The organism is Fimbriimonas ginsengisoli Gsoil 348 (assembly GCF_000724625.1).
GTDB lineage: Bacteria > Armatimonadota > Fimbriimonadia > Fimbriimonadales > Fimbriimonadaceae > Fimbriimonas > Fimbriimonas ginsengisoli.
Window position 1 is genome coordinate 22,009 of sequence record NZ_CP007139.1, and the last position, 21,632, is coordinate 43,640.

The 21,632-nt window shown below is 59.0% G+C and carries 18 protein-coding genes and 2 rRNA genes; 11 read left to right on the plus strand and 9 right to left on the minus strand.

Annotated features, from left to right (window positions below; all coding sequences use genetic code 11):
* Positions 1–13 precede the first annotated feature (13 nt).
* Positions 14–478, plus strand: a complete 465-nt coding sequence (locus OP10G_RS00105) for an SRPBCC family protein (RefSeq protein WP_025227929.1) — start codon at positions 14–16, stop codon at positions 476–478.
* Positions 479–486: 8 nt separating this feature from the next.
* Positions 487–1,383 carry an ROK family protein gene (locus OP10G_RS00110; RefSeq protein ID WP_038472243.1) on the plus strand — a complete coding sequence of 299 codons (897 nt, stop codon included), beginning with the start codon at positions 487–489 and terminating at the stop codon, positions 1,381–1,383.
* A gap of 17 nt (positions 1,384–1,400) precedes the next feature.
* On the opposite strand, the gene OP10G_RS00115 is transcribed toward OP10G_RS00110, so the two are convergent.
* The 3 genes from OP10G_RS00115 to OP10G_RS23685 form a co-directional block, all read right to left on the minus strand.
* A complete protein-coding gene (locus OP10G_RS00115) occupies positions 1,401–1,796 on the minus strand; it encodes a hypothetical protein (protein WP_025227927.1) in 396 nt (131 codons plus the stop codon).
* A 233-nt stretch (positions 1,797–2,029) separates the two neighbouring features.
* The gene (locus tag OP10G_RS00120; protein WP_144240914.1) at positions 2,030–2,584 is read right to left on the minus strand and encodes a hypothetical protein; all 555 of its coding nucleotides are present in this window, start codon (positions 2,582–2,584) and stop codon (positions 2,030–2,032) included.
* A gap of 267 nt (positions 2,585–2,851) precedes the next feature.
* A complete protein-coding gene (locus OP10G_RS23685) occupies positions 2,852–4,120 on the minus strand; it encodes an ankyrin repeat domain-containing protein (RefSeq protein WP_025227924.1) in 1,269 nt (422 codons plus the stop codon).
* A gap of 38 nt (positions 4,121–4,158) precedes the next feature.
* On the opposite strand from OP10G_RS23685, the gene OP10G_RS00135 reads away from it, so the two are divergent.
* Positions 4,159–4,374, plus strand: a complete 216-nt coding sequence (locus OP10G_RS00135) for a KTSC domain-containing protein (RefSeq protein WP_052547957.1) — start codon at positions 4,159–4,161, stop codon at positions 4,372–4,374.
* A 235-nt stretch (positions 4,375–4,609) separates the two neighbouring features.
* Here the strand turns inward: OP10G_RS00135 and rrf are convergent.
* Positions 4,610–4,726 (minus strand): 5S ribosomal RNA (gene rrf / locus OP10G_RS00140).
* An 82-nt stretch (positions 4,727–4,808) separates the two neighbouring features.
* Positions 4,809–7,784 (minus strand): 23S ribosomal RNA (locus OP10G_RS00145).
* A 583-nt stretch (positions 7,785–8,367) separates the two neighbouring features.
* Between OP10G_RS00145 and OP10G_RS27560 the strand changes: the two genes are divergently transcribed.
* The gene (locus tag OP10G_RS27560) at positions 8,368–8,490 is read left to right on the plus strand and encodes a hypothetical protein (RefSeq protein WP_265101641.1); all 123 of its coding nucleotides are present in this window, start codon (positions 8,368–8,370) and stop codon (positions 8,488–8,490) included.
* 46 nt (positions 8,491–8,536) lie between these two features.
* Here OP10G_RS27560 and OP10G_RS00155 read toward each other — a convergent pair whose 3' ends face one another.
* Positions 8,537–9,013, minus strand: coding sequence for a hypothetical protein (locus OP10G_RS00155; protein ID WP_025227921.1), 477 nt, complete (start codon positions 9,011–9,013; stop codon positions 8,537–8,539).
* A complete protein-coding gene (gene fsa / locus OP10G_RS00160) occupies positions 9,013–9,675 on the minus strand; it encodes a fructose-6-phosphate aldolase (protein ID WP_025227920.1) in 663 nt (220 codons plus the stop codon). Before fsa ends, OP10G_RS00155 begins: the two co-directional genes overlap by 1 nt.
* A 145-nt stretch (positions 9,676–9,820) precedes the next feature.
* On the opposite strand from fsa, the gene OP10G_RS00165 reads away from it, so the two are divergent.
* The gene (locus OP10G_RS00165; RefSeq protein WP_052547444.1) at positions 9,821–10,375 is read left to right on the plus strand and encodes an REP-associated tyrosine transposase; all 555 of its coding nucleotides are present in this window, start codon (positions 9,821–9,823) and stop codon (positions 10,373–10,375) included.
* A gap of 52 nt (positions 10,376–10,427) precedes the next feature.
* Here OP10G_RS00165 and OP10G_RS00170 read toward each other — a convergent pair whose 3' ends face one another.
* Complete coding sequence (locus OP10G_RS00170; RefSeq protein ID WP_038472246.1) at positions 10,428–11,081, minus strand: hypothetical protein; 654 nt, start codon at positions 11,079–11,081, stop codon at positions 10,428–10,430.
* Between the two features lie 37 nt (positions 11,082–11,118).
* On the opposite strand from OP10G_RS00170, the gene mnmE reads away from it, so the two are divergent.
* The 6 genes from mnmE to trpB all read left to right on the plus strand — a co-directional run bounded on the left by mnmE (position 11,119) and on the right by trpB (position 18,817).
* Positions 11,119–12,417 carry a tRNA uridine-5-carboxymethylaminomethyl(34) synthesis GTPase MnmE gene (mnmE, locus tag OP10G_RS00175; RefSeq protein WP_025227917.1) on the plus strand — a complete coding sequence of 433 codons (1,299 nt, stop codon included), beginning with the start codon at positions 11,119–11,121 and terminating at the stop codon, positions 12,415–12,417.
* A gap of 115 nt (positions 12,418–12,532) precedes the next feature.
* Positions 12,533–14,368 carry a tetratricopeptide repeat protein gene (locus OP10G_RS00180; RefSeq protein ID WP_025227916.1) on the plus strand — a complete coding sequence of 612 codons (1,836 nt, stop codon included), beginning with the start codon at positions 12,533–12,535 and terminating at the stop codon, positions 14,366–14,368.
* Between the two features lie 30 nt (positions 14,369–14,398).
* Positions 14,399–15,211: a hypothetical protein gene (locus OP10G_RS00185; protein ID WP_025227915.1), complete on the plus strand. Its 813-nt coding sequence runs from the start codon at positions 14,399–14,401 to the stop codon at positions 15,209–15,211.
* Positions 15,202–16,509, plus strand: coding sequence for an HTTM domain-containing protein (locus tag OP10G_RS00190; RefSeq protein ID WP_025227914.1), 1,308 nt, complete (start codon positions 15,202–15,204; stop codon positions 16,507–16,509). The genes OP10G_RS00185 and OP10G_RS00190 overlap by 10 nt, the downstream gene beginning before the upstream one ends.
* A gap of 105 nt (positions 16,510–16,614) precedes the next feature.
* Complete coding sequence (locus OP10G_RS00195; RefSeq protein WP_025227913.1) at positions 16,615–17,514, plus strand: hypothetical protein; 900 nt, start codon at positions 16,615–16,617, stop codon at positions 17,512–17,514.
* Positions 17,515–17,635: 121 nt separating this feature from the next.
* A complete protein-coding gene (trpB, locus tag OP10G_RS00200) occupies positions 17,636–18,817 on the plus strand; it encodes a tryptophan synthase subunit beta (RefSeq protein WP_025227912.1) in 1,182 nt (393 codons plus the stop codon).
* A gap of 4 nt (positions 18,818–18,821) precedes the next feature.
* Here the strand turns inward: trpB and OP10G_RS00205 are convergent, their stop codons facing one another.
* Positions 18,822–21,515: a hypothetical protein gene (locus tag OP10G_RS00205; protein ID WP_144240916.1), complete on the minus strand. Its 2,694-nt coding sequence runs from the start codon at positions 21,513–21,515 to the stop codon at positions 18,822–18,824.
* Positions 21,516–21,632: the final 117 nt, after the last annotated feature.

The window sequence follows — 21,632 nt, forward strand, 5'->3', positions numbered from 1 at the left end:
CCATAGTCTGGCCGTGCTCACTGTTCGCGTAGAAACCGAGATCGACGCCACGGCCGAGCGCTGTTTCGACCTGGCCCGAAGCCAACGCGCGCACGTACAGTCGGCGGTAGCGACCCAAGAGCGGATCGTCTCGGGTCCGGCCCACGACCTGCTGGAGCCGGGAGACGAGGTTACATTCGAGGCCCGCCATCTGGGGAAGACGCAGCAGCTCGTGGCTCGCATCGTCGAGATGGATCGCCCCCGAAGCTTCGTGGACGAGCAGGTAAACGGGGCTTTCCGGACGCTTCGCCACGTTCACCGATTCGAGGGTATCGAGAACGGAACGCGGATGGTGGATGAGCTGATGCTCGAGGCGCCGTTCGGCGTGGCGGGGCGAATCGCGGAACGACTGTTCTTGGGAGGGTACATGAAGCGGTTTTTGCGAAGTCGCGCCCGGCACCTAAAGCGGATGGCGGAGAGCGGCTCCGGACTGCCATAGTCGAACCCATGGGTTTTCTGTGGGGGATCGATCTGGGCGGCACCAAGATCGAGGCGGTGGTATTGCCGGAGGGGGAGGGGACGGCTTCGATATGCCGGATCCGGATTCCGACCGAGGCCGACCGCGGCTATGAGCACATCATCGGCCAGATCGCTCGATTGGTGGAGCAGGTGGAAAGCCACACCGGCCAATCGCGACCGGAGAGGATCGGAATCGGAACCCCCGGCGCAGCCGATCCGGCGACGGGCCTGATGAAGAACTGCAATACGACGAGCTTAAATGGGAGGCCGCTACCGACCGATTTGTCGAAGGCCATCGGGGTGGAGGCGATCGTGGCGAACGATGCAAACTGCTTCGCGCTCGCGGAGGCCACCTTGGGTGCGGCGGCAGGAGCCCCGGTCGTATTTGGGGTGATTATGGGAACCGGAGTTGGCGGTGGGCTAGTGGTCAACGGCAAAGTGGTCGGAGGCGCCCAGGGGATTGCCGGCGAGTGGGGTCACAACTTGCTGGAACCAAATGGGCAGCCCTGCTATTGCGGCAAACGTGGTTGCGTAGAAACGGTGCTGGCTGGGCCTTTTCTCGAGCGGTACTACGAGTCGCTTTCGGGGGTTCGTCGTCATCTTAGGGAGATCACCGAGCGTACAGATACCGACATCCATGCCGCCGCTACCCTCCGCCGCTTGTACGAGAAGTTCGGAGAAGGATTATCGGTGGTCGTCAACATCGTCGACCCCCAAGTCATCGTTCTCGGAGGCGGAGTCGGCAATATCGACGGCCTGTACACCCACGGCCGCGATGAGCTGCTCAGGTGGATCTTCAACGACCATCCCCGAGTGGATCTACGCCGCCCCACGCTAGGCGACAGCGCGGGAGTATTCGGAGCCGCGATGCTCGCTAAAGCTTGAAGTAGGCGCGCCTTCCCTTAATCCGTCTCCCCGATCAAGTAGATCATCAGCGCCGAACTGGCGATGCTGAACACGTTCATCGCGATTCCGAGAATCCCCCAGGCGGTAAAGAAGCCGCCAGCGAGAACGCTGCCGAGAAGACCAAACGCTGCGCTGATAATCGAAATCCAGCAGAAGAAGTTGACGATGGCGCGAATGAATTCGATTTTCGTCAGCAACCCGATGCCGACAACTACAGTGATCACTCCGACGACGATCCCGATATAACCGAAGAAACCGAGCTGTTCGCCAAGCACGTTGTCTTTGTGTTTGGTCATCAAAATGACGCCACGGCTCACGTCGACGAGTCCGCTTAGCACGTAGTAGCCCGAGATAAAGTAGTAAGCGGGCCATATCCACGGAGCGGTCTGCATTAATGGCCGGGATGCTTGGCCTGGCGCGGGCTTGGGGCGAGCCACGCCCTTAAGATCGGCCTGGCAGAACTGGCAAGACTGTGACCAATCCGGGAGCGAGTTAGCGCATTTGGGGCACTGAATCATGGTATTTCGGACAGAAAACGGCGTACTACCGGCCGGGTTGCATCATGGCAGAGAATTAATGCTCGTCTTGACAAAACCTTGACCGACGCTCGAAGTTTGCCGGATATTTAGTCGGTTTCCCGCACTAGATAGACCAGCAGACCGGCGGTCACGATGTCGAGGATGTTGAAGATCGTCCCCGAGGACGAGACTCCGCCGGCGAGTAATGAACCGACTAGGATGAGGCCACTGGTGAGGATGCGCAGACCGGAAACCGGGATCGCCGCCCGACGAGCGATTTCAACCTTTGTGAGCAGGCCGACGCCGACTAAGGCGCTTAGGCACCCTACGGCCATCATCACTAACCCGGTCCCTACGAAAAGAGCGGTCGGGGTTCCAGGGCTCGGCTTGCCGCCTAGCATCGGCGTGCCCGAGCCGATGTTTTGGAGTCCACCGAGGATGGAATAGCCAGCCGCTACGTACAAAGCGGGGCGAATCCAGGCTGCCTTTTCGATCTGGGTTCCCCTTTGGAAATCCGACTTCCTCGGGCGGGCGACCCCTTTTACATCCGCCTGGCAGAACTGACACTCCTTCGACCAATCCGGGACAGACTTTGCGCAATTTGGGCACTGGATCATAAGGCTACGGCAAGTAGACGGATCGTCAAGCGCCTTTCGTTGCATGAGTGTAGCGATTTCAATCTGGTTCGATCCCCGCCGTTTGGTGGATCAAACCGATCCCGTCAGCCCGCAGGTAGTTCAACTGTTGAGAACAACGCCCCGCGAAGTCCCGTCGGCCCAGCTGAACCAATTGCGGCAGGAGTCATCGAACGGCGAAGCGAAGGTCGTTCTAAATAACGTGCGGGTCGAAACCGGTCTGACGAAGCGGGCCTGGTCACAAACTTTTGACGTCGTACTACCGATCCAGCGCCGGTAGCGTCCATCCTGGGTTCAAGCGAAGTGGGTCAGGGCTCTCCATTTGACCGACCACCGGCCGTCTCGTTTCGTGAGGAGATAGGTGCCGGTGTTCATGTGGAAATTGGGAAACGTAACGAGGACGACCGCCGAATCGTGAGAGTGGCTGTATCCCGGCAGAGTGATGTGAACCCAAGCTCGCCACCCCTCCGCGCGGCCGGGATATGGCCTCTGAAACCTTCCTTGTGAGTTAACGTGGTTCAAATCCACTCGCGGATCTGCGGGTCGATAGCCAGACATTGGGGCTGACGATGCATTGCGATTCACCAGGCTTCTCCGCATTTCGAGTGAAATTTCGTTTGCGTGCTCGAGATCTAGCTCCGAGTTGATCTGGCTATCAGCGAAACTCTCGTCGATATCCAGGTTCGCGTCACCGACGAGGACCGACGCCGGACCTCGAGGGCGGACTTTCTCATCGCCATAGGAGCAGAGATCGGTGAGCACCGTGTCAAGCACCTCTGCGTCCTCGGGACGATAATCGGAGGGAGCCGCTTTCGACTTCCTATTCGGAGAGTTGGACTCGCGTAGCGACTCCGACCATCTCTCTTTGCGCGATCTGCTTTTTCCTCCGGCCCTCCGTAATAAGTCCGCGTTGAGGGTGTTAAGGACATTGCTCGCCATTTCGAGTGGCAACTGATGGCCAGGGCGCCGGAAGTTGGGATCAGCGCCCCGGCTAAGAAGCAGCCGGACCACACTCGGTTTCCCTTGCCAAGCTGCCATCGCGAGGGGAGTATCGCCGCTGGTGCCGTTGATCGGCGCCCCCCGGTCCAGTAGTAGGGCAATCATCGACGGGTCGCTTCCAGCGGCCGCGCCGCTGAGGGGCTGATTCCCTCCCGCGTCGGCATGCCGTATATCGGCGCCTCGGTCGAGAAGATACCTAACGAGCTTACGATCACCTCGATAAATCGCCGCGTTGAGGGGGATCTCCCCATTCAGTCCCACACCGTTGATATGGGCTCCGCACTGGAGGAGAAGACGGACGATCGCGAACGCGCCTTGCGCGGTCGCGATTATCAGAGTTGTATTTCCGGGATACAGCTTGCCGCCTTCGACGCCATCGGCGAGCGAAATCTTCGCTCGAAGTAATTCGGTGCCGTTTGGGTCAGCGCCAGCTCTCAAGAGTTCCCGCACCGCGTCGACATCGTGCCGTTTGACGGACGCGATCAGAAAGGGCGTTTTCCACTGGGCGTGACGGCAAACCACGCAAGCGATGAAAGCGGTCACCATCAAAAGATTGATGGTCACTTAGGCCATTGCGTCACCCACATCGTCAAATGATGAGGATGCCCAATCTAACGCACGTCGAATCAAGCGCCATCGAGGCGGTCGGGTACGACCCGGTGCGTCGTTCGCTGTACCTGCGGTTCGTTAACGGCGGACGCTACGTCTACTACGGCGTACCGCAGGAAGTTCACAAAGATTTCATGGCCGCCCCCTCAAAGGGACAGTTCTTCGCCCACCACATCCGGCCGGTGTTTACCCGATACAGCGAATGGTGACGCCGTAGCGTCGGCGTCCTCGCCGATGAACCCACACGTAGCGTCGGCGCCCCGCCGATGATCCGTTGTCCCGAAGTACACCTGTCGCAGGTACGAGCTAGCCTGAGATCCGGACTCCCTCACCCCCAACCCCCTCTCCCTCCTTCGGATGTACGTGCCGAACGAGGGAGAGGGGGCTCCAGGGCAAAAAAGAAAGGCCGGTTCACTTTCGTGAACCGGCCTTCTTCAATTATTAACTGGGCGACGCCCTTATCTCGCGGGCCCCTGCGGACCAACTACTTCCGACGCTGAGGAGCTTAACGGCCGTGTTCGGAATGGGAACGGGTGTGACCTCCTCGCCATGGTCACCCAGAAATTGTGCAGCGCTAATCGCGCTTTGAAAGTTGCACAGTGGCTCAGTAGAAGCAATTCATCAAACATTCAATACAGCTTTAAGATTCAAGCCCTCGACCACTTAGTATCGCTCACCTTAATCTGTTACCAGACTCACAGCCGCGACCTATCAAACCGGTAGTCTTCCGGGGGTCTTACTCTTATGATGGGAAATCTAATCTTGAGGTGGGCTTGGCGCTTAGATGCTTTCAGCGCTTATCCTTGCCCGACGTGGCTACCCAGCGTATGCTCCTGGCGGAACAACTGGTACACCAGAGGTCGGTTCACTCCGGTCCTCTCGTACTAAGAGCGACTCCTCTCAAATTTCCTACGTGCGCAGTGGATAGGGACCGAACTGGCTCACGCCGTTCTGAACCCAGCTCGCGTGCCGCTTTAATCCGTGAACTCCGGAACCCTTGGGACCGTGTACAGCCCCAGGATGCGACGAGCCGACATCGAGGTGCCAAACCATGCCGTCGCTGTGAGCGCTCGGGCAAGATCAGCCTGTTATCCCCGGGGTAGCTTATATCCGATGAACCCTGGCGTGCCCACGCACCACCAGAGGGTCACTTAGCTCGACTTTCGTCCCTGCTCGACCTGTTTGTCTCGCAGTCAAGCGCACTGTATACCTATACGCTCAACGGCTGATTTCCAACCAGCCTGAGTGCACCTTTAGGCGCCTCCGTTACCTTTTGGGAGGCGACCGCCCCAGTCAAACTACCCGCCAGACATTGTCCCCGTACCCGATAAGGGCAAGGGTTAGTAAACCAGATGCAGAAGGGTGGTGTTCCATTGGTGCCGAAGCTCCCACCTACGCTCTACATCTACATCCAATTCACAATGTCAGGGTGTAGTAAAGCTCCACGGGGTCTTTCCGTCCTACTGCGCATAACCCGCATCTTCACGGGTGCTACAATTTCACCGAGCTTCTCGTTGAGACAGTGCCCAAGTCGTTACGCCTTTCATGCGGGTCGGTATTTAGCCGACAAGGAATTTCGCTACCTTAGGACCGTTAGAGTTACGGCCGCCATTCACCAGGGCTTCACTTCGATGCTTCAGGGTTACCCCCTGACATCTCCGATTAACCTACTGGCATTGGGCAGGCGTCAGCCCCTATACATCGGTTTTCACCTTAGCAGAGACCTGTGTTTTTGGTAAACAGTCGCCTGGGCTGCTTCGCTGCGACCTCTTTCGAGGCGCCCCTTATCCCGAAGTTACGGGGCTCGTTTGCCTAGTTCCTTAACGAGAGTTCTCTCGAACGCCTTAGTCTCCTCGACTCACCCACCTGTGTCGGTTTACAGTACGGTCAGAAACAAGGTATTGCTGTGGGGATTTTCTCGGCCCCCCTCAATTCCAGTTCGTTCACCCCGAAGGGATCCCTTCCCCGGCTTCAGCCTTTCCGCTACTCTTTCAAGTCGCCCAGCCTAAGCCTAGCCCGCAACAACCAACAGTGCGGGATGGAATATTGAGAAGCGTCTTCCCATTGCCCTTGTCCTGGGTCCGGAATTTCGACCGGATGTCCATCGGCTACGCCTTCTGGCCTGACCTTAGGGACCGCCTAACCTCCGTCTGACGAACATAGCCGGAGAAACCTTGGGTTTTCGGCGCACAGGATTCTCACCTGTGTAATCGCTACTCATGCCTGCATTCTCACTCGTGTCCGCTCCACCAGTGCTTACGCTCTAGCTTCACTGCTGAACACGACGCTCCCCTACCGATCAGTAAACTGATCCCGAAGCTTCGGGAGTGGACTTTAGCCCCCATACATTATCCGCGCAAGACCACATTCGGCCAGTAAGCTGTTACGCACTTTTTAAAGGGTGGCTGCTTCCAAGCCAACCTCCTGGCTGTTTACGCGATCTCACATCGTTTCACACTTAGTCCACGTTTAGGGCCCTTAGCTGTCGATCTGGATTGTTTTCCTTTTGACGACGGATCTTATCACTCGCCGTCTCACTGCATTGCTGCTTCAATGGTATTCGGAGTTTGGTTGGATTCGGTAACCCGGTAAGGCCCCTAGTCCATTCAGTGCTCTACCCCCATTGAAAAACACAATACGCTGCACCTAAATGCATTTCGGGGAGAACCAGCTATCTCTGCGTTCGATTGGCATTTCACCGGACTAACCACAGCTCATCCCGAGATTTTTCAACATCAATGAGTTCGGTCCTCCATGGTGTGTTACCACCACTTCAACCTGGCCATGGCTAGATCACGCAGTTTCGGGTCTGCTGGTACTGACTTGACGCCTTATTCAGACTCGGTTTCCCTCCGCCTCCGTCGCTGAACGACTTAAGCTCGCCAATACCAACAACTCGCAGGCTCATTCTGCAAAAGGTACGCCATCACACTTGACTAGATTGCTCTAGACATGGTGCTTTGACTGTTTGTGGGTTGTACGATTTCAGGTTCTATTTCACTCCCCTACCCGGGGTTCTTTTCACCTTTCCCTCACGGTACTGGATGCACTATCGGTGACAGATCGTATTTAGCCTTACCGAGTGGTCTCGGTGGATTCACACGGGGTTCCACGTGCTCCGTGCTACTCGGGTGTCACTTGAGTTCGATTTGGTTTTTAAATACGGGGCTGTCACCCTCTACGGCCGGACGTTCCAGTCCTGTTCCTTTAACCTCTTCGGTACCCTTTTCTACCAACCTCGAATGCAAGCTCCGTCGATTTCTCTTCAGGCCTCCATCCGAAGTCCCCTGTTTAACGAGGGGGATGGTAGTAGTGATCCCAACAACCCCAGCCGGCAAGCCGACTGGTTTAGGCTCCTCCGCGTTCGCTCGCCGCTACTTGCAGAATCTCTTCGATTTCTTTTCCTCCGGTTACTTAGATGTTTCAGTTCACCGGGTTGCCTTCTCAACGCCTATGTATTCAGCGATGGATTACCAGACATTACTCTGATAGGATTTCTCCATTCGGGGATCTCAGGATCAACACTTCTGTGCAGCTCCCCTGAGCGTTTCGCCGCTTTCGCGCCCTTCTTCGGCAATCTGTCCCTAGGCATTCGTCGTACACCCTCTAAAGCTTGCAAATCTTGCAGCTCTATCGAATACTCGATTAATTGCTTCTACTCAACCACTATGCAACTTTCAAAGAGCGTTCTCGCTGGCCCGCCACTGTTCTTCCGAGCGTCCTCTCCGCGTTCCTTCCTTTCGGCTCTCTTCGCTTCGTTTTCGCGTCGGCCTCACTGCGGCTGACGAGTGATATGGTACCCGCGCCCCCACCCCATGTCAAGGGTCGATGAAGATTTTTTCGGTTGAAGTCGATTTGGCATGCAGAAAGCCCTTGGAGTTCCAAATAGACCGTGATACAGTAGTAGGTCCGCCCCCCAACTTTCTTCAAAACCATTGCGTGTCGCGGAAGGCGGGTTTCAGGCGTGAAGTGCGACGAATCGAGCCAATCCACTCTTATCGGTGGATCTCTTCGCGACCCCTCCGATCGACTCCCCGGAGGATACTGAGCGCGTGTTCGAACTGGGCGGCACTCGAATCCCGGTTGCTCCTCGGAAGACCTGATTAAAGTGAGGAAGCGAGCCGGCCGGTCCATCGACCTCGCGGGCATTCAGGCCCTGGAAGAGATTCACGGAAGAGCTTGAACCGGTCCCATACGAAGCCGTGGCGAGAGCCCCGCGGATCGAAATCGCCCGTGGAACCACCTTCGATCAGCTCATGCTATGGCTCGACGACATGCTTGCAGCATTTGCCCACTTGCCGCCCGACAAGCACGGCACGCCCTAGACGCCAGAAAACCACAATGCCCAGCGCCGTAACGCCCAGCGCCAACTTAATGCATCTCTCGGTCGCCCAGCATCAACTGGATCTGGTTGATCTGGCCGAGGTGGTAGACCATGTTCCAACTTGGCAGCGACAAGATGTCGGCCATCGTCATGGATACGCCGCCGCCAAACGGCATGTGGACTTCCTGTTCCAAGTGGTCGTCCGGAAAGGATGAGATGGCGGCGCAGAGTTCGGACATCGATTGGCGTGCGGCCTCGACGCACTTCTCTACCGTGTCGAAACTCTGGCGCAGTCGAAGCGCCTCGCGCCGGGCGTGGGCGTCGAACTCGGGCGGCTTGCCGTCTCGGATGATCGGCAGGAACCAGGCGCCGCTCGTCGCGATCTCCTGCATCTGGCTCAACACCGACCGCGCCTCCGCCATCGGGCACCATTCCGCATGGTCGGCCGGAACCGCCAAGGCGGCTCGACAGACGTCGTCGAGCGCCTTCTGGGTGGACCGCACAACCTGATCCTGATATCGCATTACGGCTCGAGGATATGTAGGCCGGCCTTGTTCCAGTCGTCCAAGAATTGCTTGAGACCTTTGTCGGTGAGCGGATGCTTAAACAGCATCGACATGATTTTGAGCGGCATAGTCGCGATGTGCGCGCCGGCCTGGATCGCCTGCACCACGTGCAGGGGGTGGCGAACGGAGGCCACGAGCACTTCACTCTTGAAATCGTAGGTGTGGATCATGTCCACCGTGTCCCGCACTGCCACCATTCCATCGTCGGAGATATCGTCGACGCGGCCGACGAAGTTGGAAATGAACGTCGCGCCCGCCTTAGCGGCGAGGAGGGCTTGGGAAACGGAGAAGACCAGCGTGCAGTTCGTCCGAATGCCGCGGTCGGAAAGGGTTTTGATGAGCGAGACCCCCGGCTCGATGAGGGGAACCTTAACCACGATGTTCGGGTGCCATGACGCAACTTCGAGCGCTTCCTTAAGCATGGTGTCGTAGTCGGTGGCGACCACTTCTGCGCTGATCGCTCCGTTCGGAACGAGCTCGCAGATCTTGAGCACGGTTTCCTTGAACTGCTTTCCGCTCTTGGCGATCAGCGTCGGGTTTGTAGTCACCCCGTCCAACACACCCCAGTCGGCCGCCTGCCGCACTTCTTCGATATCGCCGGTATCCACGAACAGCTTCATTTCGAATTGAAGTATACGCTCCGCCGGAGCGCGGACGTCCCGTCCGCCCCCCGGACCCCGGGCGTCCCGCCCGGCCACTGCCTGATAAAATAGTTGCGCTATGCCCGAAGGCCCCGGCAGATATTCTCGCGGTTACCTTCCGCATATGAATCTGAGCGAAACTCCGCAGTTCATTACCTGGCGCCTGGCCGACGCCCTGCCGGTAGATTTGCTTCACCGATGGGAGGCCGAGCTGGAAAACAACCCGCCCGACCAAATAAAGCGAGAACTTTGGAGACGAATCGAAAACTTCATCGATGCCGGCCACGGCTCGGAAATTCTTCGGCACCCGATGGCGGCCCGGGCGGTGCAGGAGTCTCTCGCCTTCAACCACAACCGGAAATACCGCTTGCACAACTGGGTCGTGATGCCGAACCACGTGCACGTGCTCTTAACCCCGATAGGCGGGCACCAGCTTGGAAACATCGTCGGCCCCATCAAGAGCTTTACATCAAAGGAAATCCACCGGCTTCTGGGAGGGAGCGGCCCGCTTTGGCAAGTCGATTATTTCGATCGGTGGATTCGAGATGAGAAGCATCTTGGACGCGTTGCTTCCTACATCGAGTGGAATCCAGTGAAGGCGAAGCTTTGCCAGGACCCAGTTTTGTGGCCCTGGAGTTCGGCCAATGAGGCGGCGCACTCTCGGCTTGAGGGACGTTAGGGCCGGGCGGGACGCCCGGGGTCCGGGGGGCGGGCGAGACGCCCGCGCTCCGCTAGGCAAGCGCTTTCGCGGCAGTGAAGAGCTGATCCGCGTAGAAGACTCCGTCATCGCCGCCTTCGGCGCGTAGCTTCTCGCAGAACTGCTCCAGACAGGACGCTCCGGTTTCTAGGCGGTCCGTCAGTAAGGAGTACCCCTCGGCGAGCATCGCGTTGGCCGCATCTCCATACCTGTCCGCGTGGTAGCGATACCGTTGGAAAGACTCCCGAGCTTCCGGCCAACGGCGGCGGACGAGGTGGAAGGCGCCGACGATAAAATGAGCGCTAGCCATGGGCTGGTCGCTCCGTTGAAGCTCGATGGCGAGGCGAAGGTTCTCATCGGCGGCATACTCGCCAAAGGAAAGCGCCTCCTCATCGATCTCAATTCCCGGCTCATCCCAGCCGGGCCATGAGAAGGAGGCGAGGTCGTAGTACATCCCCTTCGCCGCTCCGATCAGCTCCGGCGACCCGGTATTTCGGGCCTGCTCCAAGGCATAGGCAATCCCGGTGGTAAGCGCCGCGCGAGACGCGGCCAGGTTCTTATCCTTCCAATAAAGATCTTTGCCGAGGCGGTGATACGCCTCGGCGGCATCCTTCGGCTTCTGAACTTCGATGAGGCTCTGTACATCAGCCAGGTTTCCGGCGATCATGAGTTCGCGCAACTGCTCCACGCACGTAACTTAGCACGCGACCGCCCCATAATTTGCCGTGCTCTTCGACACTATCGTTGCGCCGATCACGGGCCAACCCCCGGCGGGGGTGGCGTGGGTTCGGTTGAGCGGATCCGAGGCCTGGTCGATCGCAGCCCAAGTGTTTTCCCCTTGGCCGGACGAAGTCGAACCGCGAAAGGCGCTCTACGGCCGATATGCCGCCGGAGACGACGGACTGGCCCTTCCCTTCTCTGCTGGACACAGCTACACGGGGGAAGAGAGTGTGGAGCTATCCATGCACGGTTCCCACGCCTCGGTTCGCGCCGTCGTCGACGCTTGTCTGGCGGCCGGGGCCCGCCTGGCGGAGCCGGGAGAGTTCACCCAACGAGCGTTTTTGAATGGACGGATCGATCTAACCCAAGCGGAGGCCGTGCGGGAGACGATCGAGGCGCTGACGGAGAATCAGCTTCGGCAGGCCGGCCGCAATCGAGACGGCGCCCTCCGGAACGAGATCGAGGAGGTCCGAGGCGAACTGCTTCGCATACTCGCGGCCATCGAGGCGAGCGTCGACTTCAGCGAGGAGATCGGGGAGTTCGACCGCGAAGGAGCGCTTGGGAAGTTTCGCGGCATCCACTTCCGGATCGCTCATCTCCAAAAGGAATCCGAGGTGTCCCGGATCGTACGCGAGGGGTATCGAATCGCTATCGTCGGGCCACCGAACGCGGGCAAGAGCTCGCTCTTGAACCGTCTGTTAGGAACAGAGCGTTCGATCGTGACCGCGATTCCGGGTACCACGCGCGACTTTGTCGAGGAGCGGGCCGATTTCGGCGGCGTCGCGGTAGTTCTGATCGACACTGCCGGCTTGCGGGAAACCAGCGATGAGGTGGAGGCGATCGGAGTCGAGCGCACCCGTCGAATCGCCGAAGGGGCGGATGAGATTTGGTACGTGTACGACGGGAATCTAGGCCTGTCCAGTGACGAAGCGGACGAGTTATCGGCGTTCGGGCGCAAGGCAACTCCGGTCGCCAACAAGTCGGACCTTGGACCAGCGCAATGGCCGGGGATCCCGATCTCGGTCAAGACTGGAGAGAATTTGGACTACCTCGTGCAGTTTGTGCGGGTCAAAGTAATGGCGAACGCACCCGAAATCGCCGTCAACGAGCGTCAAGCCTCGGTGCTTGCCGAAGCCGTCGCTGTTGCCCGCGACCTCCAAGCTGCGCTCAAAGGCAATAGCCCCGACGACCTGCTGAGCGTTCTCTTCCAGGACCTGATCGCGATTCTCGGCCGCATCACCGGCCAAACCGCCGAACCCGACATGATCGACCGAATCTTCCACGACTTCTGCGTGGGGAAATAGGGGGAAGAGGTATTGCGGTTTTGTCCTCGTTGTTCCTTCCACGAGGGGAATCTAAGAACACACCTCGGCCACCCTCGCAGCAAGCTACCAGGCGACCAAAGTAAACTTCTGCGTTATGAGAGTCGCCGTCCTTCCCTTCAACGCTGCCGAGGGGACTAAGCCTGCGTATGGCCGTCAGTTTGCCGCTTTTGCGGCCGAACAGCTTCGTGCCCACGCCCAGGCCGACATTAATCCCGTCAGCTATCTAAGCCAGATCCAAGACGAGGACGGGACCACGCGAATGGCGTTCGTCAACATCGCGGACGAGCTCCTTCCGTACGAACAGCTCAAAGACCTTTTCGAGCAGGCCGAAGTGGACTTGGTCATGGACGGGATGCTTTCGCAAACCGGCGAAACGTTCGAGATGACCGTCCGATTCCATCAGAAGGATAACGAGACGGCGATCGACCAAGAGACGATCTCGTTCCAAGAGTCGGACATCTTCAATCAGCTTCACCGCCTCGTGAAGCGTTTGGCCGACCATGCCGAGATCGGTCTTCCCGAAATGCTGGCGGGCGAGACGATGGAGTTCGGCACCGAGAACCCGCAGGCGTTCCTCGACTTCCTCGAGGGATACGATTCGCTGAACTACATTCAACAGGCAAACGGGTTGGTCGCCCATGAGTTCTCGCCCGAAGGAGCCTACACGGCCCTTCTTTCCGCTATCGAGAAGGATCCGAAGTTCGAGGGCCCGTACGCGGTGCTTGTTCAGATAACCCGCGCGTGCGCCCACTTCCGAATCGGCACCTTTGAGGCGGCGGAAGCCGCGCTCAATCGAGCGATTCAGATTGCTCCCGATCAAGTTGGCGCCTACTTCGCCCTTGGCGAGCTACATCAGTCGGTCGGCTCGCTGAACAAGGCGTCCGAGTTCCTGGAGAAAGCGGTTCAGAAGGAGCCGAACGATCCGGGCCTGATCAACCGCCTCGGCGCGATCCAGATGCAGCTCGGGATGCCCGTCAACGCAGAACGAAACTTCCGAAAGGCGATGGACCTGGAAGACGACGAAAAGCCGAGCGCCGATTTCTTGGCGATGGTTCTGCAGCAGCAGGGACGCGAGCACGAGATCCCCGGCGTGTGGAAAGGAATCGTGGAAAAGAACCCGCAGAACGGGCTCGCCCAGGCGAAGTACGCGATTTCGTTGATTCAGGCCGGACGCGAAGCCGAGGGCGAAGCGGTCTTCGAGCGAGCGCTGGAAACCGTAGACGATTCCACCGCCATAAAGCGTTTCTACGCCCCGGTGCTCGCCCAAAGGGGAGAGCACGACCGGGCGATGGATTTCTACGAGGACGTCCTCGACGTCGCTCCGACCGAGATTCCCGTCCTCATCGAATACTCGCAGACGCTGGAAGCGGCGGGACGAGAGTTTGAGGTTCCGGCCGTTCTCAAGACGATTCTCGGAGCGAATCCGGACGCCAACACCCGCGCCCAAGCGCTCGCCCGGCTCATCGAGCTGGAGCAGCCGAAGCGAGCAGAAAATGTGGATCAGGCGCGGCAGAAGATGGAGGACGGCGATTTCAACGGCGCCCTCGCCCAACTTAAGCCGATGCGTAACTGGCTCGCCGATTATTGGAAGCTATGGGCGCTCCTCTCCTCGTGCCATAACCGCCTTGAGCAATTCCCGGAGGCCGAAGAGGCGGCTCGCCGTTTGCTCGAGATCTATCCCGGTTGCGAGCCCGCGTTTGGCGAGCTTCGCGAGGCGCTGAACGGGCAGGGAAAAGACGAGGAGGCATACCAAATCATGCGCTTCGCCGCCGCCAACAATCCGGGCTCTCTACCGATCCACATCAATCTCGCTCTCGCGGCGAAGAGGTTTGGCCAGGAGGAAGAGGCTCGCGGCTTGGCGCGCCAGATTCGGGAAGCGGTGGGGCCAAACCCCGAACTCGATTTAGTATTGAGCGAAATCGAGCGCTAGACCCGTCTCCACTTCGAGAGAGTATCGAGCATGCGCAAAAGCCCATTGAGAAGCGTTTACGTTTTCTTAGTGGGCTTATTGCTGCTCATTCTGCCCTACGGCAACAACTTCGAAGACCTGTTTCTTCACGCCGGATTGGCCATCCCCGTCGTCGTCGGGATCACCACGGCGGTACGAACCATCGGCGTCACCCTGATGCTCCTGCACCTTTGGGCGAAGGACAAGGCCAGGCGGCAAGCGGGCGAGAAGCCGAACGCCCCTTGGTATATCAAGGCGTTCGTCGTCTTCCACCTGTTCTGCATCACCGTGTGGGCAACTCCAGCGCCACAAGAAGCAGTGCGGACCGGGAAGGCAAAGCCGCTCGGTAGCGATTATCTCCTTGTCTGGAACGACCGCTATCTAAAGACGATCCAACCGCTCCGGACCTATCTGTTCGTCTCCGGATTTTGGCAGTACTGGGATATGTTCGCTCCGAACCCAGCTCAGATCGACTTCTGGGTCGACTCCGAGGTGATCTATCGGGATGGAACCAAGAAGTACTACCTCTACCCCCGCATGTTTCTGCTCCCTCTGCCCAACAAATACGCTCAGGAGCGTTATCGCAAATATTTCGAGCGGGCCAATGACGAAGGCTACACCTACCTCTGGCCACTATTCGCCCGCAGGATCGCCTACCTGAACGATAACCCTAAGAATCCTCCGGTTTCGGTTCGACTAACGAGACACTGGTATCAGGTAATGCCGCCCGACAAGCCTCAGTGGAAGGACTACAACAAGTTCATGTACTACGAGTACGCGGTCGACCAGAAGGAGCTGCAAAAAATGAGGAACATGTGGCCCTGAAGAAGCCGATTGTCGTAGACGACGAGTCGCCGGGGATTCTCCAAAGCCTCGACCGATATTGGTTCGACCACGGGTCACCGACAACGTTGGGGCTCTTCCGCATTCTGATCGGGTCGCTTAGCTTTCTCAACTGCTTTCTTCTATGGCTCCACTGGGAGTCGTGGTTCAGCGAAAAGGGATATGTGCCGGCTTGGCTGGGTCAACTCTGGCTGGACCCTAACTACCCGCTTTTCTCGGAACCTTCCCTGCACAAGATTACGATTCCCCGCATCGACCTGCTGAATGGCGTCACCGATGCCCGGATCGCGATTCCGTTTTTCTTCCTAATCACGCTGTTTTCGCTGACCACCGCCCTAGGACTGTGGACGCGCTTCAGCACGATCGCGCTCGCTATCGGCGTGGTCTCTTTGCAGCACCGTAACGCGGCGATTCTGCACGGTGGCGACACGGTTCTCCGGGTGTCCGTGCTCTATCTAGCTTTGGCGCCCTGCGGGCTCGCGTGTTCGGTAGATCGTCTCATCGGCCTGTGGAAAGGCACCATCGCGCCGGTACCGATTAAGGTTTCTCTGTGGGCCCAGCGATTGGTGTGCTACAACACGGCGCTCGTTTACTTCACCACCGTTTGGTTGAAGTATTTCGGCACCTTTTGGCGGCAGGGAATCGCGACCTACTTTCCTTCACGCTTGGCGGAGTTCTACCGATTCCCGGTTCCCCGCTTCGTGAACGAAGTTCCGTTCGTCTACCTCACTACCTACGGAACGCTTATCATCGAATTTGCGTTGGCGACGCTCGTCTTCTTCCGGCCGCTTCGCAAATACGTGCTTTTGGCGGGTGTGCTGATGCATGGGTACATCGAGTACAGCATGAACATTCCGCTGTTCTCGTTCCTGATGGTCTCGTGCTATCTGTGCTTCTACGACGGTGAGGAGGTTTCAGCCTGGGCCGAGCGGCTGGGACATCGCATGCGCCGCTGGCGCACCGTCGTCCGCTTCCCCCACGGCAGCCAGCTCCGACCCTCTTCCGCCGCCTACCTCGACGCGGTAGACCCGTTGAAGCTCGTCACTTACGCTTCTTCCGCCGACACCTCGTGGCATGGTGAGCGCGCCGACGGCTCGGAAATGCCCTACGCCGTGGCCTCTTGGTCGCGCAGCCTCGGCGCTTACCTCATCGCCTGGATTCCGGGCGTCTGGCACCGGATTTTGCACAAATCGTTGGAAGCCGCTCCGGTTCAAGAAGCTTCCTCGGTGGTCGAGGAAGAGGTTCGCCCCCCACGGAAAGGGAAAAAGGCACGGCGATAGCTTTCCCTTTGGTGTAGGTTCTCGACCCCATGCCTGCCGCCTCTTCGGTACGTCAGATCATCGGCGAGGGGCGCCGACGCTACTTCGGGAGAGTAACCTAACCGTATGCGACCCTGGCAGTTCAGCCGACCTAAGGGACCGGGTTTCGAGATCGGCCAGTCTTACTACCTATCGGTGCTCTGCTCTAGTTCGGTGCTTCCCTCGATCGTGGAGATCGTCAATCCGAAGGGCGAGGGGGGCGCGATGGAGGGCTTTGGGGCGCCACTGGCCGGTGATTCGGCCGACCGCACGATCCTCCATCGTCCTCTCGAGCGCGGAACCTACGTGGTCGCCTCGAAGGACCGTAAAACGGTCATTCGCTTGGTCGTCATCAGCAAAGAGGAAGCCGGATTCGACCCGGAAGCGTTCGCTCAGAGCGCCATGTCGGCGACCGCCAATCCGGAGATGCTCGCCCGCCTGCGCGGCACCTGGAATCTAGCGCAGCTCGTCTTTGAGAGCTTCGACCCGCTGGTTTACCCCGCCCTCGATCTCTTCCTCGGCGTCGCTGCACGGATCGCCAGTCTCGGAGAGGGAGTGGTCGCCGACGCCGTCAGCCAGCGGTACCTCCTCCCTGACGAAGTGTTTCACGTTCCCCGGCTCGACCCGCGAGTCGATGCCCGCGATCACGTAAGCGTCGGCTTTAGAGTCCGCCCGGATGGACGCCATGCGTTCACGATGGGGATGCGGAAATTCAATCTCCCCGAGCATGAGATTCTGAACCTCTTCGAGGAGGACCTGCCCTTCGCCGAGCCGTTCCTTCTGGCGTTGGCGGAAAAGGTGTTACTCGGCGACCTCACCCGCCCCGGCGACCAGTTCGGCGTACCGAAGCTATCGTTCGAGGCCCGGGACGGCGGCTTCGACCAAGAGCTCTGGCAAGGTACCCCCGTCTACGAGCTCCTCCCCCCCACTTCCCGCACGCCTGGAGAATGCCTAAGGGCTTGGGCGACGGAAGTGGGGATAGTTTGAGGGGATAGCCGGGATTTGTGTGGCTTGTGGACTGATGGGATGCATGAAACCACGGACGTACCATCAAAGAGGTTAGGGCCTCAATACCTCGACAGCTCGACAACCGGTACCCTATAGCCTCATGCTTACCCGACCCGATTCTCGGGGGCGCTTTGGCGCCTATGGGGGACGGTTTGTCCCAGAAACGCTGATCCCCGCCTTGGAGGAGTTGGAGCGTGAGTTCGATACCGCCTGGGCGGACGAATCGTTTAAGGCCGAGTTCCGGCGGTACCTTTCCGAATATGTGGGGCGACCGACCCCGATCACCGAAGCGACTCGGATCTCCGAGGAGACGGGACTTCACGTGGTGGTTAAACGAGAAGACCTGAACCACACAGGCGCTCACAAGATCAATAACGCCTTGGGGCAATGCCTCTTAGCGCTTCGCATGGGGAAGAAGCGGATTATCGCGGAGACCGGCGCGGGGCAGCACGGCGTCGCTACCGCCACCGTCTGCGCCCTCTTCGGCCTGCAGTGTGAGGTGTACATGGGCGAGGAGGACACCGTCCGCCAGCAGCTCAACGTCTTCCGAATGAAGCTCCTCGGCGCCAAAGTCCACCCGGTCTCCAGCGGTACCCGGACGCTCAAAGACGCCTTGAACGAGGCGATGCGCGACTGGGTCACCAACGTGGGAGACACCCACTACATCATCGGCACCGCGGCCGGACCCCATCCGTATCCGTACATGGTCCGAGAATTTCAGCGCGTGATCGGCGACGAGGCGCGCGCGCAGTACCTTCACCGGTATGGCCGGCTCCCCGACTGCGGCATCGCCTGCGTCGGCGGCGGCTCCAACGCGATTGGATTCTATGCCGCGTTCCTGGAAGATCCGAACGTGCGGCTGATCGGCGTCGAAGCGGGCGGCCACGGCATCCTCAGCGGCGAACACGCGGCCCCGCTAAGCGCCGGCACCCCCGGGGTTTTGCACGGCAGCTACAGCTACATGATGCAAGACGAACATGGGCAGGTTCTCGGCACCCACTCGGTCAGCGCCGGCCTCGACTACCCCGGCGTCGGCGCGGAGCATAGCTATCTGAAAGACGCCGGACGGGTCGTTTACATGGCGGTCGATGACGAGCCCGCGCTCCAGGCGCTGCAAAAGGTCGCCCGACTCGAAGGGCTCATTCCGGCGTTCGAAAGCGCCCACGCCTTTGCGCCGCTTTGGGATAAATCTCTCTTCAAACCCGGCGAGCGAGTCCTTGTCAACATGTCCGGCCGCGGCGACAAAGACATGGAATCCGCAGCGCGGATTCTCAAGCTTTAGCGGGCTACTTCGTCACCGTTAGCGTCGCCGAGCCAGCGAATGTCGGCGCGGCGGCGTCGATGATCACGTTCGTGTCGGCGGTGGGAACGATAGTGGCGATGCTGAACGTGGCCGTGGTTTTGCCGGCGGCGACGGTGATCGTCGCGACCTTCGGATTGGCGACCTTGGTGTTCCTAGAGGTGAGCTTGACCACGACGCCACTTGGCCCCGCGGGAGCGTTGAGGGTCACGGTTCCGATCGAGGCGACGCCGCCTTTCACGCTTGTCGGGTTGACCGTCAGGGTTAGCGCGTTCGCAGGATTGATCGTCAAAGTGGTCGTGGCGCTCAGGGAGCCAAGCGACGAGGAGATTTGGGCCGTCGTCGACGCGCTAACCGGTAAGGTCGTCACCGTAAAGGTCGCGCTGGTCGCCCCGGCCGGAACCACGATCGAAGCGAGAACGGTGGCGCTTGGGGAGGAGCTATGCAGCGAAACCGGCGTCGCCTCCGGCATCGCTCGATCGAAGGTGAGCGTAGCAACCGACGAAGTACCTCCAAACACCGCGGCCGGTTTTAGAACCTGCACAAAGCCCGAGGGCGGAAGGCTGAGGGTGAACAGGCCGGTCGTGGAGTAGATATCGGGCGGCGAGATGTTCTGGTAGCTCAGCACCGAGGTGTCGGAGCTAAAGCACAAGTGAGGCTGCCCTCCCGGCATACCGGTCCAGGTGCCGAGCGGGGTGCCGTCCGAGCCTCGGAACAGATGGATCGACACCATACGACGGCTATCTCCGTATGCGTATCGCGCTAGGTCGCCCATGGCGACGTATTTCCCGTCCGGCGATATCGTTCCATCGTAAGGGCTTCCCGACACGTAGTAGGTGATCGGATAAGTCATGGCGGAGACGATCTTTGGCACGGCCGAGATGTCGTAGACGCGATACTCGTTGACGGGTGCGGAGCCGCCGATGACCTCGAAGATTCCGAGGAGGCTTGGCCCGGTCTGGGACGTCCGCGCGGAATCGAACCTGAGGATTCCTCGACTAGATACATCTGCTTTGATGGTGCCGGTCAAAGCGCCGTTGGTAGTATCGAAGATTTGAATCGTCGCTTTGCCGTCCATGTTCAACATCGCCAAGCGCTTTCCGTCGGAGCTAAACCCACCCGCGATACCGGTGAGCCCCTTGGAATTGCTCGAAGGGATGGAAGTGGTTAGAGTGAACTTCGATCCGTTGAACGCCTCGATAAGCAGAGAAATCTTACTGCCGGCAGTGTCCGACGTCAGCACGTAGAGTTGATCGCTTTTGGGTCCCCAGCCCACATAGTAGATGTACGATCCGGTCGGCGGATACAGGGTCGCCAAGAGCTTGTCGGTACCGACCTGATAGACCTGGATAAAGCTCGACGATTTACTAATGTAGTATTGAGCGTTCGGGCTCACGAGGGCGGCGATCGCCGGAATCGATAGCGCCGGCAAACCGGTAGCCGCGCTACGCAACGTCGTCGCCCAGGTTCCAGGGTTCGTGTTCGCCAAGGAGTGCCAATCGTCGCTCACGAGCATCGGCCCCGAGGCGGTGGTAACCGCATATTGGGAGGTCTTGGATGAACCTTCGAAAAGGTTGTACGCCAGTGTCCCAAGGCCCGAAGTCGTGTCGAGCTTGACGACGCGTGCCTGCGACTCTTGGGTACCGGGGCCGATGAGCGCGGTCGCGGCGGTGGTACCCACTGGGCTTAGTACCAGGGCGGGCGCATCCTGCCCGCTTTGGGTCGGCATCGGATAGTCGTATCCATGGGGCAAAGCTTGGCCGTCCTTTGACGAGTATCCCACGACGCCCCAGTGGCCAAGGGTGGCGGCGCCGATAAAGACCGCCTTCCCGTCGGCGCTTGCCGCGGCGGCCGAATGGTAGGACGGGGTCTTTACCGACCAGAGCGGGGCCAAGGTGGTGGAGTTGTAGGCGCTAAGGGTTCCGTACGCCTCGTAGTAACCGGCGTTGTAAACATAGAGGATCTTCTGATCCGGCGACACCAGGCATGGCGCTCCCACGTTGTTAATCGAGCCAAGTTGCTTTCCGCTGAGATCGTATACGGTCGGACCGTCCAGCGCGAGCTTTTTGCCGCCTCCGAAGAAACTCATCGATCGAGTGAAGGCGGTTTGCCCCGGAACCTGGACAGGAAAGCGATTGATCAGCTTCTTCCCATTTAGGTCGTAGAGATAGACGGTATTGACGTGGCCGGCAGGACCGTTCGACTGGGTAGTGAACCCCAAGGTAGATCCATCCTCGGAGAGACACATCGTATAGGCGGTGAGGCCCGTAAGACTCACCCCAGAAATCTCGACGTTGGTTTGGGTCTGGGTCGCAACGTCATGGATCGCGACGTTCTCGCCCGGCATCTGATAATAAACCTTCAATCCATCGTTCGAAATGCAGGCGGTCGAAATACCAATGCCGTAGGCGTGCAACTGGAACGCAACATAGGACACGAGAGCCCCATTGCTGGAGTTGTAAACGGCGAAGCCGACGTTGTTCCAGATGAGCATCCGGCTTCCGTCCCTTGAAAAAGAGGTCCTCAAGGGCGCCAAATAGCCAAGTGCTTGGGTGGTCAACCAACCATCGGAATGCCAAAGAACCTTGGGCAGCGCCTGGGCCGACGCGATCGCACTCGCAAAGAGAAGCGAGAAGAGGGCGAGCAGATGGCGAGCGAATTTGACGGACCGAGGGTTCATTTGCATCTGTCTCCAATGATCGGCGTTGACCCGTAACCGAGGAACAAATATGTGCGAATGCTACCCGCAAACTATGTTATGGAGGTACCAATAGTCGGAAGTTACTGCAGCGATCAA

Bases quoted from the DNA above. Each gene is read 5' to 3' on its own strand.
- OP10G_RS00110 (WP_038472243.1), top strand. From the start codon at position 487: ATGGGTTTTCTGTGGGGGATCGATCTGGGCGGCACCAAGATCGAGGCG.
- OP10G_RS00115 (WP_025227927.1), bottom strand. From the start codon at position 1,796: ATGCAGACCGCTCCGTGGATATGGCCCGCTTACTACTTTATCTCGGGC.
- OP10G_RS00120 (WP_144240914.1), bottom strand. From the start codon at position 2,584: ATGCAACGAAAGGCGCTTGACGATCCGTCTACTTGCCGTAGCCTTATG.
- OP10G_RS00135 (WP_052547957.1), top strand. From the start codon at position 4,159: ATGCCCAATCTAACGCACGTCGAATCAAGCGCCATCGAGGCGGTCGGG.
- OP10G_RS00155 (WP_025227921.1), bottom strand. From the start codon at position 9,013: ATGCGATATCAGGATCAGGTTGTGCGGTCCACCCAGAAGGCGCTCGAC.
- fsa (WP_025227920.1), bottom strand. From the start codon at position 9,675: ATGAAGCTGTTCGTGGATACCGGCGATATCGAAGAAGTGCGGCAGGCG.
- OP10G_RS00165 (WP_052547444.1), top strand. From the start codon at position 9,821: ATGAATCTGAGCGAAACTCCGCAGTTCATTACCTGGCGCCTGGCCGAC.
- OP10G_RS00180 (WP_025227916.1), top strand. From the start codon at position 12,533: ATGAGAGTCGCCGTCCTTCCCTTCAACGCTGCCGAGGGGACTAAGCCT.
- OP10G_RS00185 (WP_025227915.1), top strand. From the start codon at position 14,399: ATGCGCAAAAGCCCATTGAGAAGCGTTTACGTTTTCTTAGTGGGCTTA.
- OP10G_RS00195 (WP_025227913.1), top strand. From the start codon at position 16,615: ATGCGACCCTGGCAGTTCAGCCGACCTAAGGGACCGGGTTTCGAGATC.
- trpB (WP_025227912.1), top strand. From the start codon at position 17,636: ATGCTTACCCGACCCGATTCTCGGGGGCGCTTTGGCGCCTATGGGGGA.
- OP10G_RS00205 (WP_144240916.1), bottom strand. From the start codon at position 21,515: ATGAACCCTCGGTCCGTCAAATTCGCTCGCCATCTGCTCGCCCTCTTC.